Here is a 14,905-nt window from a genome sequence, read left to right as displayed (position 1 = left end):
TGCGACGCCGGCGGCTGCGCCTGCACCGTCGGCTCAGGCCGCTGCGCCGGCACCCGCCGCCGCAACGCCCGTGCCACCGAACAAAGGCGATACGGCCTGGCTGCTGACCTGTACCGCGCTGGTGATTTTGATGACGCTGCCCGGCCTGGGCCTGTTCTACGGCGGTCTCGTCCGCTCGAAGAACATGCTCTCGGTGCTGATGCAGTGCTTCATCATCTTCTCGCTCGTGGTCGTGCTGTGGTCGATCTACGGCTACAGCATCGCGTTCACCGAGGGCGGGGCGTTCTTCGGGGGCTTTGATCGTCTGTTCCTGAAGGGCATGACGCCGGACTCGATCGCCGCGACCTTCAGCAAGGGCGTGAATGTGCCGGAATACGCGTACATGGCGTTCCAGGCCGCGTTCGCCGCCATTACCTGTGCGCTGATCGTCGGGGCGTTTGCCGAACGTACCAAGTTCTCGGCCGTGCTGCTCTTCACCGTGATCTGGTTCACGTTCTCGTACCTGCCGATCGCCCATATGGTGTGGTTCTGGTCGGGTCCGGACGCTTACACTGACCCTGCCGCCGCCGACGCCGCCACGGCACATGCCGGCTGGCTCTTCCAGAAGGGCGCGCTCGATTACGCAGGCGGTACGGTGGTGCACATCAATGCCGCTATCGCCGGTCTGGTCGGCTCGTACATGGTCGGCAAGCGTGTTGGCTTCGGGAAGGAAGCGTTCAAGCCGCATTCGCTCACGATGACGATGATCGGTGCCTCGCTGCTCTGGTTCGGCTGGTTCGGCTTCAACGCCGGCTCGGGGCTGGAGGCCAACGGCGGTGCCGCGCTCGCCTTCGTGAACACGCTGCTCGCCACCGCAGCTGCAACGCTGTCATGGACGGCGGGTGAGTGGATCGGCAAGGGCAAGCCGTCAATGCTCGGTGGTGCCTCGGGGGCTGTCGCAGGTCTGGTGGCGGTGACGCCGGCCGCCGGCTTCGTCGGCCCGATGGGCTCGATCGTGCTCGGCCTGCTTGCCGGTCTGATCTGCCTGTGGGGGGTGAATGGCCTGAAGCGCCTGCTCAAGGCCGACGACGCGCTCGACGTGTTCGGCGTGCATGGCGTGGGCGGTATGCTCGGCGCGATTCTGACGGGCGTGTTCGCGGCCCCGTCGCTTGGCGGCACGGGCATCTACGACTACGTGGCCAACAAGGTGGCGCCGGACTACTCGATCGCCGGTCAAGTCTGGATCCAGTTGCAGGCCGTGCTCACCACGGTCGTCTGGTCGGGCGTGGTCGCCTTCATCGCCTTCAAGATCGCCGACATCGTGCTGGGTCTGCGGGTGCCGGAAGACGAAGAGCGCGAGGGGCTGGACATCACCTCGCACGGCGAATCCGCTTATCACAACTGATGACGCAGACGTCGGTGGGGGGCGTTTGCCCCACCGCTCGACGCTGTGACATCGCATGGTTTAGGCCCGGCTCCGGCCGGGCGTGACTTCCAACAAGCGCCCGCGAATCGGCAACGATGCGCTGCCAACCTCGGCCCAGGGCGAGCAAGAGAGGTTGCCGGTGGCTGGTCGGACAGCCGCCCCCGGCATTGGACGGGTACCCGGCGGGTACCCGTTTTTTTCGCTTGCGATTCCCCGCTTCGTCCCCATCTTCTCTCACCGCGGCGTGCGCACTCTACGTCCTCCGATCCCGCCCAAGGGTGGGGGGCGCCGAGCGTATGCTCTACAATCGATATTCCATCTGGATATGAGAGAAGCATGGTTCCGCATCTCGTCACGGCTCTGAAAGGCCCTTTGCTCGACCTGGAAAAAAAGATCCTCGATGCGACGCCCGCCATCGAGCGCTGGTTCCGGCTCGAGTGGCAGGAACATACGCCGCCGTTCTATTGTTCGGTCGACCTGCGTAATGCCGGCTTCAAGCTTGCTCCGGTCGACACCAATCTCTTCCCCGGCGGTTTCAACAATCTGGCGCCGGAGGTGCTGCCGCTTGCGGTGCAGGCGGCGATGGCCGCCATCGAGAAGATCTGCCCCGACGCCAAGAACCTGCTGCTCATTCCCGAACGGCATACGCGCAATACCTTCTACCTGCAGAATCTTGCGCGGCTGTCGACGATCATGCGTCACGCAGGGCTCCATGTGCGTCTGGGCAGTCTCTCGGACGACATCACCGAGCCGACCACCATCGAGTTGCCCGACGGTCAGCACGTTGTGATCGAGCCGCTCGAGCGTACACCGCGCCGGCTGGGCCTCAAGAATTTCGATCCGTGTTCGATCCTGCTCAATAACGACCTGTCCGCCGGCATTCCGCCGATTCTCGAAGGTCTGCACGAACAGTACCTCCTGCCGCCGCTGCATGCGGGGTGGGCGGTGCGCCGCAAGAGCCAGCATTTCTCGGCATATGACGACATCGTCAAGAAGTTCGCCAAGATGATCGACGTCGATCCCTGGATGCTCAACCCGTACTTCGCCAAGTGCGAGGGCATCGATTTCGACGAGCGCGTGGGCGAAGAAAAGCTCGCCGATACGGTCGACGCCGTGCTCAAGAAGATCAACAAGAAGTATCGCGAGTACGGCATCAGCGAGAAGCCGTTCGTCGTGATCAAGGCCGATGCCGGTACTTACGGCATGGGCGTGATGATGGTGCACGACGCCGCCGAGATCAAAAACCTGAACCGGCGCGAGCGCACCAAGATGAGTGTGGTCAAGGAAGGCCTCGAAGTGCACGACGTGATCGTGCAGGAAGGGGTCTACACGTTCGAGCGCATCAACGAAGCCGTGGCCGAACCGGTCGTCTACATGATCGATCGGTACGTGGTCGGCGGTTTCTACCGGGTGCACACCGGACGCGGGACCGACGAGAACCTCAACGCGCCGGGCATGCACTTCGTGCCGCTCGCCTTCGAGCATACGGCACTGCCCGATGTCCACGCCAAGCCGGGGGCGGCACCGCCCAACCGGTTCTATATGTACGGTGTGGTGGCGCGTCTGGCGCTGCTCGCGGCGTCGGTCGAACTTGAGCGCACCGATCCGGATCCGGAAACGTATTGACGCGGCACGATCGGCGCGGCGACCAGTGGCATCCGTTCACGCCTTTTCGGTCACGCGTTGGTTTGAGATGTTTCCGAATTTGAGGTGAGGCCCTGCCTGTGCGGCGGCGGCCTTGAACGCTTCAAGTTCCGTGGGGCGAAAAGAAAAAGACGCCCGGCTGGCCCCCCGACTAGCCGGGCGTCACATTTACCGGTCGCCTCATGCAACGACCGGAAATCGGGGCTTCCCTGGGCGGTTCCCCCCGCAAACTGGTTTCCTGCGCTCCCCCTTCGACGGTTGGATCGGTGTACTGTGCCGATCCGCCGTCTCGTTCGCCTCAGCATTGAAGCGATGATGCGACCGTTTGATGTGCACCACATCCCCCGAACGGGGGATGCGCGTCCGTCTCGATGCGGAATAGGAAATTTCCTCGGAATGGGGGTGTCTGGGAGGCACATGGAAATGCACGGGGATTTACGCACGGGCCTTCGTCAAATCCATCAACTGCCGGTACCGACGCTGGGCTATCTGCCGCTGTGGCTGGAGACGCTGCGCCGACGTCTGGCAGCGGATGGCGTCGCCGCGCTCTGGTGTCATGCGTCGGACGACCCGGCCGCGACGGCCGAGGCCACCTGCTGGTACGCACCGCAGGCACCGCTGTCGGCCTGCGAGCGGTTTGCCGCCAGCGATTGGGCGATGCCGCCGGTGGCGGAGTTACAGCGCTCGCTCGCGCACGGCGAGCTGTTATGCGGTCATGCGCGGCGCTCGCGGGGCGGTCTGGCCGCGGCGCCCTGGTCGTTGCGTCGTCCGCCGGAACTGGCGGGATGCCTCGCCGACGGGGACTTGCTCGACGTTTGTCTGTTGCCGGCGCCCCGGGCGTGCGACGAGGAAGCGGCGCGCAGCGACGGCGCCGATCTGTTGCCCATCGCACCCCCCGGCGTGTTGCGATTGTTTGTTTCGCGCCGCAGGTCGCAGCCGCGTTTCACTGCGCGCGAAGTGATGGCGTTCGAGACAGCCGCCGCCGAATTCGCCACGCCACCCAAGCGCCCCGGTTTTCCGCCGATGACCGCGATGACCGCGATGACATCGCCTGCGCAGTCCCTTCGGCCCGAGCCGTCGGGCGCGATTGGCGATGACGTGGCGGGTACGATTGTCTGGCATCGGCGTCAGCCGGAGTGGGCCGACCCCGCGGCGCTGACGCTCATGCGACGGGTCTGGCAACGCATGCCGGGGCGGGCTTGGCCCGACGCGTGCGTCGTAGTGCAGGCGTGTCAGACGCTGGTCGACGAACTCAGACTCCACCCATCGGATGCCTCGTCGCCGGGTGTGCCGGTCTGCACGGCGGTCGAGGTGCCGGGCGGCACGCTGCATCTGCACGCCACGCACTTGTGCGGGATGGGGGGGCGAGCGACCGAGCGCGTGCGCATTGCCCTGCACCTGGCCGTGCCGCCCGCCATCCGGCTGCTGCTGCGTCTCTGGGAGACGGGACTGACCCCGGTGCAGCGCGAGATCGCGATGCGGTTGCTGGCTGGGCAGTCGCGCGCCCAGACGCGCGAGGCTTGCGCGATTGGCGTGCAAACGCTCAAGACGCATTTGTCGCTCATGCGCGCCCGTCTGGACCCCGTGCGCGACGCATCGCTGCTGCTCGGGCTGGGCGGGACGGCGGCGCTCGGAAGCGGCGCACGTGCGCTGGGGGGGCGCGGCGCGCCGCTCGTCGAGGCGATGCACAGCGGCAAAATGGCGCCTCGGCTAGAATAGACGCCTGTCGCCGCTGCCCGCGGTGTGTGCATCCGAACCCCCAAAGACTCCCGCCGATCGATGCAGATTCTCTTTATCGCCGACCCGCTCGACCAGTTCAAGATCTACAAGGACACCACGTTCTCGATGATGCGCGAGGCCGCGCGTCGAGGGCACCGCATTTTTGCGTGCGAGACGCACGAGATGGCATGGCAAAACGCGGCGGTCGATGCGCGCGTCAGGGAAATTCGCCTGACGGGCGATGCGATAGCCTGGTACGACGTGGTGCAAACGCGGGTGAGCGCGCTCACCGAGTTCGACGCCGTGCTCATGCGCAAGGACCCGCCGTTCGACATGGAGTACATCAACGCCACGTGGCTGCTGGAAGTCGCCGAGCGCGCCGGTGCCCGGGTGTTCAACAAGCCGAGTTCGATTCGTGATCACTCCGAAAAGATGGCGATCGCCGAGTTTCCGCAGTTCGTGACGCCGACCTTGGTCACGCGCGACGCGAACCGCCTGCGCGCCTTTCACGACGAACATGGCGACGTGATCTACAAGCCGCTCGACGGCATGGGCGGCACGGGGGTGTTCCGCATCGGGCCGGATGGCCGCAACCTTGGGTCGGTCATCGAAATGCTCGGTGAATACGGGGCCAGCTCGGTGATGGCGCAGCGCTTCATTCCCGAGATCGTGCTGGGCGACAAGCGGATTCTCGTCATCGGCGGCCAGGTCGTGCCGCACTCGCTGGCGCGCATCCCGCAGGGCAATGAAGTGCGTGGCAACCTTGCTGCCGGCGGCGTGGGCGAGGCGCGCGACCTGACGGCGCGCGATCGTCAGATTGCCGAAACACTGGCGCCGATCCTCTGGCAACGTGGTCTGCTGCTCGTAGGGCTCGACGTCATCGGTGATTGCCTCACGGAAGTGAACGTCACGAGTCCGACGTGCTTCCAGGAAATTACGGAGCAAACCGGCTTCGACGTGCCGAAGATGTTCATCGACGCGCTGGAACGGGCGGTGTAAGGCAAATCCGGGGCCGGTCGGGCGACGAGTCGTTTCAGACAGCCCCTAACTTGATGAAAATTCGGGTTTTTTGCGCGCCTGCTAAAATAACAGTCCCAAAAACGACAGGTTCGCGTTCGCCGTTGTGTTTGTCTTCCAAACACGCGCGGCGCTTGGCGTACCTAGCATCATGGCTGGAATTCTGATTATTGCTCACGCACCGCTCGCCTCGGCACTTCGCGAGTGTGTTTCGCATATCTACGGCGGTTGTCCGGCGCACATCGGCGCGATCGACGTTGTGCCCGACCAGGACACGGCGGCACTCGTCGTCACGGCGCGTGAACGCCTCGCGCAGTTGCACGAAGACAACGGCGTGCTGGTCCTCACCGATCTGTTCGGGGCCACGCCGTCGAATGTTGCTGCGCAACTTGTCGATCCAAAGGTGCGCGTGCTCTCGGGGGTGAACCTGTCGATGCTCATCAAGGCGGTGTGCTATCGCTCGGTGCCGCTCGACACGCTGGTGGAGAAGGTGCTTTCGGGCGGATCTAAAGGTATTCTGGAAGTCGGCGCGGGTGCGCCGGCCACACACACTACGTCACACTGAAACATGCTTCGACAAGAAACGACGATCGTAAATAAATTGGGCTTGCATGCCCGGGCATCGGCAAAGCTGACGCAATTGGCGGCGAAATTTCAGAGTGAGGTCTGGCTGACCCGGAATGGTCGGCGCATCAACGCGAAGAGCATCATGGGCGTCATGATGCTGGCTGCCGGGATTGGCGCGACGGTCGAAGTGGAGACCGAAGGCGCTGACGAGCAACAAGCCATGGATGAAATCCTGGCGCTCATCGCGAGCAAGTTCGGCGAAGGGGAGTAACACGCCGTTGCGGTGAGTCGCGGTGCGCCGCGAGCGTCGATCGCGCCTGTGCCCAATGGCGACTCACCGTGCCGAGCGCCGCCCGTACGCGGCAAAATACACGGACTTCGGTCGAATCATCCGCCTCTGAACCGGGAGACTTCCTTGTCTTTCACCCTGCACGGCATTCCCGTTTCCCGCGGCATCGCAATCGGACGCGCCTACTTGCTCGCGCCCGCCACGCTCGATGTCCCGCACTATCTGCTTGACGCCACCCAGGTCGATGAAGAAATCGCGCGCTTTCACGGCGCGCAGGCGACTGTCCAGCACGAACTCGATACCCTCAAGGTTGAACTGCCCCACGATGCGCCGGGCGAGATGGGCGCATTCCTGGACGTTCACTCGCTGATCCTCAACGACACGTTGCTCGCCGACGCCGTCATCAAGCTGATTCGCGAGCGCCGCTACAACGCGGAATGGGCGCTGACCACACAGCTCGAGGTGCTCGTCGCCCGTTTCGAGGAGATCGACGATGAGTATCTGCGAGAGCGCCGCGCCGACATCGAACAGGTGACCGAGCGCGTACTCAAGGCGCTCGCCGGTGCGCCCGGCATTCGCCATGTGGTGGCTGAGACGCCACGCGACGATATGATCGTGGTGGCCCGCGACATCGCGCCGGCCGACATGCTTCAGTTCAAGTCGCAGACGTTCAAAGGCTTCGTCACGGATCTTGGCGGCAAGACGTCGCATACGGCCATCGTCGCGCGCAGCCTGGGCATTCCGGCGGCGGTCGGTGTCGCGCAGGCCAGCCTGCTCATCAAGCAGGACGACATCATCATCATCGACGGCGATCACGGTATCGTCATCGTCGACCCGGCGCCGATCGTGCTCGAGGAGTACAGCTACCGCCAAAGCGAGCGTGCGCTCGAGGAGCGCCGTCTGCAGCGTCTGAAGCATTCGCCCGCGCAGACGATCGACGGTACCCACATCGAGTTGCTGGCCAACATCGAATTGCCGGAGGACGCTGCGACGGCGGTCGCCGCCGGCGCGGTGGGCGTGGGGCTGTTTCGCACGGAATTCCTCTTCATGAACGAAAAGGAGGCGCCGGCGGAAGAGGCGCAATTCGAGGCGTACAAGCGCGCCGTCGAATCGATGCGAGGTCTGCCGCTGACGATCCGGACCATCGACGTTGGCGCCGACAAGCCACTCGACAGTCATGAGTCGTACGAGACGGCGCCGAACCCCGCTCTGGGGCTGCGGGCCATTCGCTGGAGCCTCTCCGAGCCGCGCATGTTCCTCACGCAGTTGCGCGCCATTTTGCGCGCGTCGGCTTTCGGCAAGGTGCAGGTTTTGTTCCCGATGCTCGCGCATGCGCAGGAAATCGACCAGACACTCGAACTCGTTCGCGAAGCGAAGGCGCAGCTCGACGCGGCGGGCCTGCTCTACGACCCGGGCGTGAAGCTGGGCGCAATGATCGAAGTGCCGGCGGCGGCGCTCACGGTGTCGATGTTCCTGAAGCGGCTCGACTTCCTGTCCATTGGCACGAACGACCTGATTCAATACACGCTTGCGATCGATCGCGCGGACAACGCCGTCGCCCATCTGTACGACCCGCTGCATCCGGCGGTGCTGCGACTGATCGCCATGACCATTCGCGAAGCGCATGCGTTCGGCGTGCCGGTGGCAGTGTGCGGGGAGATGGCGGGCGATCCGACGGCGACCCGTCTGCTGCTCGGCATGGGCCTGCGCGAGTTTTCAATGCATCCGAGCCAACTGCTGCAGGTCAAGCAGGAAATCCTGCGGGCGCATCTGCCGGATCTGGAACGGCCGGTCCAGGAGCTGCTCGCCGCCACTGAACCCGAGGAGATGCAGGCGGCGCTGGCGCGCCTGGCGGCGGCCTGACGGGCAGGCCGGGGCGTCGCGCATCCCCCACAAGTACGAAAAAGCGGGCGTCCTGTCACAGGGGGCCCGTTTTTTTCGCCCGCGCTCAGCGGGCGTTGAGCGCGATTTGAGGGTTCGTGCGACGCCCGGTCAACGTCGGCCGGACCCTATGCCTTCAGTGGCGCTGGCCGCAGACCTTGCACTCCGGATTGCGGGCGCAGTGCATGGTGTGCCAGCTCATTCTGAGGGCGTCGAGCATCTGTAGGCGCCCAACGAGCGGCTTCCCGATGCCCGTGATGAGCTTGATCGCTTCGGCCGCCTGCATGCTGCCGATAATGCCTACGAGCGGGGCGAGAACCCCCATCGTGGCGCAGGCCTGCTCGGGGAAAGGTTCGTCGGCGGGAAAGATGCATTCGTAGCACGGCGACGCGTCGTCGCGCACGTCGAATACGCTGATCTGCCCGTCGAAGCGCAGGGCCGCGCCGGACACGAGCGGCACCCTCGCCGTGACACAAGCCCGATTGACGGCGTGACGCGTGGTGAAGTTGTCCGACCCATCGAGCACCACGGTGGCGCCGCGGGCGAGCGCTGTGAGCTGCGCTTCGTCCACCCGTGCGGTGACGACGTCGACGACCACGCCGGGGTTGATCTGCGCAATGCGGTCGCGTCCGGAGACCACCTTGGGCCGACCGACGCTGTCGGTGTCGTGAAGAATCTGGCGTTGCAGGTTGGTGAGATCGACGTCGTCGTCGTCGATCAGCGTGATGCGTCCGATGCCGGAGGCCGCGAGGTAAAGCGCGGCGGGCGAGCCGAGACCGCCTGCGCCCACGATCACGGCGTGGGCCGCGAGCAGACGCTCCTGACCCTCGATACCGAGTTCGTCGAGCAGGATGTGGCGGGAGTAACGCAGCAACTGGTCGTCGTTCATCGCAAAACGGAAAAGAATAAAAAAACCGTGCCGGCTTTCGCGGGCACGGTTTGTAGTGTAAAGCCGATGCTTACTTCTTGTCCGACGGTTTGGCCGGCGTCGCGGCGGGGCTGGCAGCCTTGGACGCGTCCTTCGGCATCGGGCCGGCGTTGGCTTCCAGACGGGACTTCGTGCGTTGGACCGGCTCGCCCTTGAGCTGATGAACGGCCTGCTGGAGCATGAAGTCGTCGGCGCTGCCCAGATCCGGCAGGCGCGCGTCTCGCTCCTTCTTGCGCTCTTCCGGCGTCTTCTTGGCGTTTTCTTCCTCGAGGCGGCGCAATTCTTCCAGGCGACGGGCTTCGCGGGCGTCGATGGCCTTCTGCTCGTCGGGCTTCTGCGTGTTGTGCAGATGGTTCTGGTAGTCGATTTCACGCGTAACCAGCACGTCTTCCGGATCGCCCTTCGGATTCTGGTCGACCGGCACGTCCGGCGTGATGCCGATGGATTGGATCGAGCGGCCGCTCGGCGTGTAGTAGTAGGCCGTGGTCAGACGCAGCGCTGTGTCCGGCGACAGTTGACGCACGGTCTGCACGGAGCCCTTGCCGAAGGTCGTCTTGCCCATGATCAGCGCGCGCTTCGAATCCTGCAGCGCACCGGACACGATCTCCGAGGCCGAGGCCGAGTAGGCATTCACCAGCACGACCATCGGCACCGTCTTCCAGAAGGCGGCTTCGCCCTTGAGCGGATCGTCCGGGCTCGCCGACAGGCGGTAGTTGTCGAAGGTGGCCGTGTACTTCTGCTTGGCGTCTTCGATCTGGCCGTTGGTCGTCACGACCGTGGCGCCTTCCTTCATGAAGGCTGCCGACACGCCGACGGCCGACTGCAGAATGCCGCCACCGTTGTTGCGCAGGTCGAGCACGAGACCCTTGATCGGTTGATCCTTGGCCAGCTCCTGCAGCTTCTTGGCCAGATCCGGCACCGTGCGTTCCTGGAAGCTCGTGATGCGCACGTAAGCGATGCCCGGCTCGAGCATCTTGCCCTTGATGCTCTGGACGCGAATTTCCGCACGCACGATGGACACCGGGAACGTGCGCTCGTCCGACTTGCGGTAGATGGTCAGCGTGACCTTGCTGCCGGGTGCGCCACGCATGCGCTTGACCGCCTGATCGAGGGTCATGCCGCGCACGGGTTTGTCATCGATGCGGGTGATGAGGTCGCCGGGCTTCAGGCCCGCCTTGAAGGCCGGGCTGTCCTCGATCGGCGAGATGACCTTCACGAGGCCGTCTTCCTGAGAGATCTCGATGCCAAGACCGGCGAAGCGGCCACGCGTCTGTTCCTGCAACTCCTTGTATTCGTCCTTGTCGAGATAGGACGAATGCGGATCGAGGCTGGATACCATGCCCTTGATGGCTGCGGTCAGCAGCTTCTTGTCGTCGACCGGCTGCACGTACTCGCGCTTGATTTGACCGAACACTTCGGCCAGCAGCCGGAGCTGTTCGAGCGGCAACGGCGTGGTAGCGGTTTGTGCGGAAGCCTGCGAGAACGCGAGGGTGGCAGCCGCACCGGTTGCGAGGCCCAGCACGATCAGGCCGATGTGTTTGAGGGTTTGGCGCATATAGGCGTGGAAATTCCGGATTTTTCGGGGCGCCCGCCAAGGGGCGCGCGCACTTTGGCGAAGTATAACCGTTTGCCCGCAGGGCGGGCATTGCCCATTCGACAGGGAGTTTTCCTGAGTGGTTCTACGAAAAGTTCCGGTTGCGGCGACTTTGTGGGGGATGTTTCCGGCACGCGGCTCGATAACGGCGGGCTTTCGCTGGCGGAGCGAGCATTGGCGAGGATTGGACCTCGCGGGGCAGGATGCCCGAAAGCGATGGAAATCGTGTTACGGCGCGTTACTGGAGGGGGCAGCGGGGGACGTGCTGGGGGGAAGTGCCGCGAAAGCGGCGGAAGGGAGAGACGTAGCGGCGCGCCAAACGGGGGGCGAACGCGCCGCAAGGGGGCGGCGCGCTCGGTGTCATCAATTGGCGCAGGCGAGGATCGACGATTACTTCGACTTGCCTTGCGCGGCCACGGCGGCCAACGCGCCGGCGATCTTCTCCGCGTCGCCCAGGTAGTAATGCCGGATGGGCTGGAGGTCGGCGTCCAGCTCGTACACGAGCGGCGTGCCGTTCGGGATGTTCAGGCCGGCGATATCGTCGTCCGAAATGTTGTCGAGATGCTTGATGAGCGCGCGCAGCGAATTGCCATGCGCGGCGACGAGCACCTGCTTGCCGGCGCGCACGGCCGGGGCGATCGACTCGTTCCACAACGGCAGCACGCGCGCCACAGTGTCCTTCAGGCATTCCGTGAGCGGAATCTCGTCGCGCTTGAGCTTGGCGTAACGCGGGTCGCGGTACGAACTGCGCTCGTCATCCGCGGCCAGCGGCGGCGGCGGCGTGTCGTAGCTGCGCCGCCAGACGTGCACCTGATCGTCGCCGTACTTGGCGGCGGTCTCGGCCTTGTTCAGGCCGGCGAGCGCACCGTAGTGACGCTCGTTCAGGCGCCAGCTATGGATGACGGGAATCCACATCTGGTCCATGGCGTCTTGCACATGCCAGAGCGTGCGGATCGCCCGCTTGAGGACCGACGTATAGGCGAGATCGAACGCGTAGCCGGCGTCAGAGAGCAATTTGCCGGCCTGAATGGCTTCGGCGGCGCCCTTCTCGGTCAGGTCGACGTCGACCCAGCCGGTGAAGCGATTTTCCTTGTTCCACGTCGATTCGCCGTGGCGGATGAGAACGAGCTTGTACATGAGAAAACGTCAGTCAGAGTTGGAAAGCGGGGGCAGCCGGCGAGCGCATTGCTACACGCCGCGCCTTGCGCAGCAAGGCCCGGCAAGGGGATTTGCGGCAACAATTCAGAGACGTTCGGGGGCGCGGCGAGGGGGCCGCCGACGTCCGGCGCAGCGATTGGCAACGCAACCCGTCGGCGCAATCACGGATTATTTTATAATGATCGGATTCTTTTGATATTTTTCAGGTGGTTTGTGACGTTCTTTACTGATTACACCAACCTCGCGCTGATCGCCATTGCCCTCGTTTCGGGGGGCATGCTGGCATGGCCCGTATTCAAGCGTGGCGGGCGCGGTCTGTCGACTGTGGAAGCGACCCAGCTCATCAACCGTAAAGGCGCCGTGGTGCTCGATGTGCGTTCTGGCGAAGAGTTCGCCGCAGGCCACTTGCCCTCCGCGCGCAATCTGCCGCTCGACGACGTCGAACAAAAGGTCGGGCAGGTCATCAAGAACAAGGCCGCGCCGGTCCTGATCGTGTGCAAGAACGGGCAGGGCGCCGCGCGCGTCCAGACGTTGCTGCGCGGTCTCGGCTACGCCGAGGCGTTCAGCCTCCAGGGCGGCATTGCCACCTGGCAGGAAGCCGGCCTGCCGGTCGTGAAGTAATCGAGGAATCGCCAGTCATGCCGAAGATCGTGATGTACAGCACGCAAGTGTGCCCGTATTGCCAGATGGCGGAGCGACTGCTGCGTCAGCGTGGCGTTCAGGAAATCGAGAAGGTTCTGATCGACAAGGAACCCGCCCGCCGCGAGGAAATGATGACGCGCACAGGGCGCCGCACCGTGCCGCAGATCTACATCGACGAGCGCCACATTGGCGGTTACGACGATCTGTCGGCACTCGACCGTGCCGGCGGCCTCGTGCCGCTCTTGCAAGCCGCCTGATACCGCCCGCAAAATAGTGCGCCCAGCCGCGTGTCTGCGCGGCTGTCTTATCCCAAGGAAACAAAATGTCCGACCAGAATCAGCCGTTTTTCAGCATCCAGCGCGCTTACTTGAAAGATTTGTCGCTCGAGCAGCCGAATTCGCCCGCGATCTTCCTCGAGCAAGAGATGCCGACCGTGGAAGTGCAATTGGACGTCGCCGCCGAACGCCTGGCCGAGGAAATCTTCGAAGTCGCCGTGATTGCCACCGTGACGGCCAAGATCAAGGACAAGGTCGCGTTCCTGGTCGAAGGTAAGCAAGCCGGTATCTTCGAGATTCGCAACGTGCCCGTCGAACAACTCGACCCCCTCATTGGCATTGCTTGCCCGACGATCGTCTACCCGTACCTGCGCGCCAACGTGGCCGATGCCATCAGCCGTGCCGGGTTCCAGCCGATCCATCTGGCCGAAGTGAATTTCCAGGCACTGTACGAACAGCGACTGGCGCAACTGGCCGAGCAACAAGCGGCCAACGGCGAAACGCCGGCCCCGGGCATCGTGATGCCCGACGGCTCGGCCGCCCAGACCCACTAAGCGCTTGCGCTTGATCGACGCGACGGCCGGCCCGGCGTCGGCCTTCGCGTCGAGGCCTCTCTCATGAAGATTGCCGTATTCGGTGCAGGTGCCTGGGGCACCGCGATGGCGAGTCACATGGCGGCACGCCATGAGGTTGTCCTTTGGGCGCGCGATGCGGCGCTCGTGAAGCAACTGAACGCCTCGCACGAAAATTCCCTCTACCTCCCTGGTTCGCCGCTGTCGCCTCGTCTGCGATTCGAAGCCGACTTCGCAACGGCGCTCACGCATGGCACGGGTGAACGCGCCTTGTGCGTAGCGGCTGTGCCCGTGGCCGGCCTGCGGGCACTGGCCGGCCATATGGCGCTTGCGGCCGATGCGCCGCACAACCTGATCTGGCTGTGCAAGGGTTTCGAGTCCGATACCGGACTGCTGCCACACCAGATCGTTGCCGAGGTCTTCCCTCAGGTGGCGGGCGGCGCGCTCTCCGGGCCGAGTTTCGCCCGCGAAGTCGCCCAGGGACTGCCGGCGGCGCTGACCATTGCGAGCGCGGTGCCGTCGCTGTGCGAACTGACGATCGCCGCGTGTCACTTCGGCGCGCTGCGCATCTATTCGAGTGACGACGTGGTCGGCGTCGAGGTCGGCGGCGCCGTGAAGAACGTGCTCGCCATCGCCACGGGTGTCAGCGACGGACTCGGTCTGGGACTCAATGCCCGCGCGGCGCTCGTCACGCGGGGTCTGGCCGAAATGACCCGCCTGGGCGTCGCGCTGGGCGGCAAGCCCGAGACGTTCATGGGGCTGGCCGGCATGGGTGATCTGATCCTGACGGCAACGGGCGATCTGTCGCGCAATCGTACCGTCGGTCTGCAACTGGCGTCGGGCAAGTCGCTCGACGACGTGCTGGCATCGTTGGGGCACGTCGCGGAAGGCGTACGATGTGCACGTGCGGTGCGCGATCTGGCCCGCGCGCACGGTGTTGAAATGCCCATTACCGACGCGGTATGCGCTACGCTGTTCGAGGGGCTACCGGCCCGTGCGGCGGTGGAATCCCTGCTGCGGCGCGATGCCCGCGCGGAACGAGAGGACGACACCCCTGCGGGGTGAGGCGTCACCCTGACGCTTCACTGGCACGTTGCGACGTTGTCCGGTCTCGCCCGGCGCAGCATGACCGGCCTGCGATGCTTCGCAGGATAGTCGGCGCGCCGTTTCCCCGATGGCGGAATCCCGTCGTCGGCACTCGCACAAGGGAGTCG

Annotated in this window: 14 protein-coding genes; 11 read left to right on the top strand and 3 right to left on the bottom strand. The window is 64.6% G+C overall.

All coding sequences use genetic code 11. The features are described 5' to 3' along the window. From amt to ptsP, 7 genes are all read left to right on the top strand, one after another. On the top strand, nt 1-1,384 hold a 1,384-nt coding region (gene amt / locus A985_RS0107155; RefSeq protein ID WP_017232717.1), incomplete at its 5' end, for an ammonium transporter. A gap of 357 nt (nt 1,385-1,741) precedes the next feature. Beyond that, entirely contained in the window at nt 1,742-3,031 is a 1,290-nt protein-coding gene (gshA, locus tag A985_RS0107150) for a glutamate--cysteine ligase (RefSeq protein WP_017232716.1), read from the top strand. A gap of 435 nt (nt 3,032-3,466) precedes the next feature. Beyond that, nucleotides 3,467-4,768: a hypothetical protein gene (locus tag A985_RS0107145; protein WP_017232715.1), complete on the top strand. Its 1,302-nt coding sequence runs from the start codon at nt 3,467-3,469 to the stop codon at nt 4,766-4,768. Nucleotides 4,769-4,828: 60 nt separating this feature from the next. Further along, complete coding sequence (gene gshB, locus A985_RS0107140; RefSeq protein WP_017232714.1) at nt 4,829-5,767, top strand: glutathione synthase; 939 nt, start codon at nt 4,829-4,831, stop codon at nt 5,765-5,767. Between the two features lie 169 nt (nt 5,768-5,936). Further along, on the top strand, nt 5,937-6,350 hold the full coding sequence (locus A985_RS0107135; RefSeq protein ID WP_017232713.1) for a PTS sugar transporter subunit IIA: 414 nt from the start codon (nt 5,937-5,939) through the stop codon (nt 6,348-6,350). A 3-nt stretch (nt 6,351-6,353) separates the two neighbouring features. Beyond that, the gene (locus A985_RS0107130) at nt 6,354-6,623 is read left to right on the top strand and encodes an HPr family phosphocarrier protein (RefSeq protein WP_017232712.1); all 270 of its coding nucleotides are present in this window, start codon (nt 6,354-6,356) and stop codon (nt 6,621-6,623) included. A 144-nt stretch (nt 6,624-6,767) separates the two neighbouring features. Further along, complete coding sequence (gene ptsP, locus A985_RS0107125) at nt 6,768-8,504, top strand: phosphoenolpyruvate--protein phosphotransferase (RefSeq protein ID WP_017232711.1); 1,737 nt, start codon at nt 6,768-6,770, stop codon at nt 8,502-8,504. Between the two features lie 154 nt (nt 8,505-8,658). Here the strand turns inward: ptsP and A985_RS0107120 are convergent, their stop codons facing one another. The 3 genes from A985_RS0107120 to gpmA all read right to left on the bottom strand — a co-directional run bounded on the left by A985_RS0107120 (nt 8,659) and on the right by gpmA (nt 12,181). After that, nucleotides 8,659-9,411: a molybdopterin-synthase adenylyltransferase MoeB gene (locus A985_RS0107120; protein ID WP_017232710.1), complete on the bottom strand. Its 753-nt coding sequence runs from the start codon at nt 9,409-9,411 to the stop codon at nt 8,659-8,661. Between the two features lie 70 nt (nt 9,412-9,481). After that, a complete protein-coding gene (locus A985_RS0107115; protein ID WP_017232709.1) occupies nt 9,482-11,005 on the bottom strand; it encodes a S41 family peptidase in 1,524 nt (507 codons plus the stop codon). A 429-nt stretch (nt 11,006-11,434) separates the two neighbouring features. Next, the gene (gene gpmA / locus A985_RS0107110) at nt 11,435-12,181 is read right to left on the bottom strand and encodes a 2,3-diphosphoglycerate-dependent phosphoglycerate mutase (RefSeq protein ID WP_017232708.1); all 747 of its coding nucleotides are present in this window, start codon (nt 12,179-12,181) and stop codon (nt 11,435-11,437) included. A gap of 234 nt (nt 12,182-12,415) precedes the next feature. Between gpmA and A985_RS0107105 the strand changes: the two genes are divergently transcribed. The 4 genes from A985_RS0107105 to A985_RS0107090 all read left to right on the top strand — a co-directional run bounded on the left by A985_RS0107105 (nt 12,416) and on the right by A985_RS0107090 (nt 14,756). After that, complete coding sequence (locus A985_RS0107105; RefSeq protein WP_017232707.1) at nt 12,416-12,823, top strand: rhodanese-like domain-containing protein; 408 nt, start codon at nt 12,416-12,418, stop codon at nt 12,821-12,823. A gap of 17 nt (nt 12,824-12,840) precedes the next feature. Further along, on the top strand, nt 12,841-13,101 hold the full coding sequence (gene grxC / locus A985_RS0107100) for a glutaredoxin 3 (protein WP_017232706.1): 261 nt from the start codon (nt 12,841-12,843) through the stop codon (nt 13,099-13,101). A 65-nt stretch (nt 13,102-13,166) separates the two neighbouring features. Beyond that, nucleotides 13,167-13,673 carry a protein-export chaperone SecB gene (gene secB, locus A985_RS0107095; protein WP_017232705.1) on the top strand — a complete coding sequence of 169 codons (507 nt, stop codon included), beginning with the start codon at nt 13,167-13,169 and terminating at the stop codon, nt 13,671-13,673. A 63-nt stretch (nt 13,674-13,736) separates the two neighbouring features. Beyond that, on the top strand, nt 13,737-14,756 hold the full coding sequence (locus tag A985_RS0107090) for an NAD(P)H-dependent glycerol-3-phosphate dehydrogenase (RefSeq protein ID WP_017232704.1): 1,020 nt from the start codon (nt 13,737-13,739) through the stop codon (nt 14,754-14,756). Nucleotides 14,757-14,905: the final 149 nt, after the last annotated feature.

The sequence above is a fragment of the Pandoraea sp. B-6 genome (assembly GCF_000282835.1).
In the GTDB taxonomy this organism is placed as follows: domain Bacteria; phylum Pseudomonadota; class Gammaproteobacteria; order Burkholderiales; family Burkholderiaceae; genus Pandoraea; species Pandoraea cepalis.
Note: the sequence above shows the minus strand (reverse complement) of the source record. Positions and strands in the feature narration are given on the sequence as shown.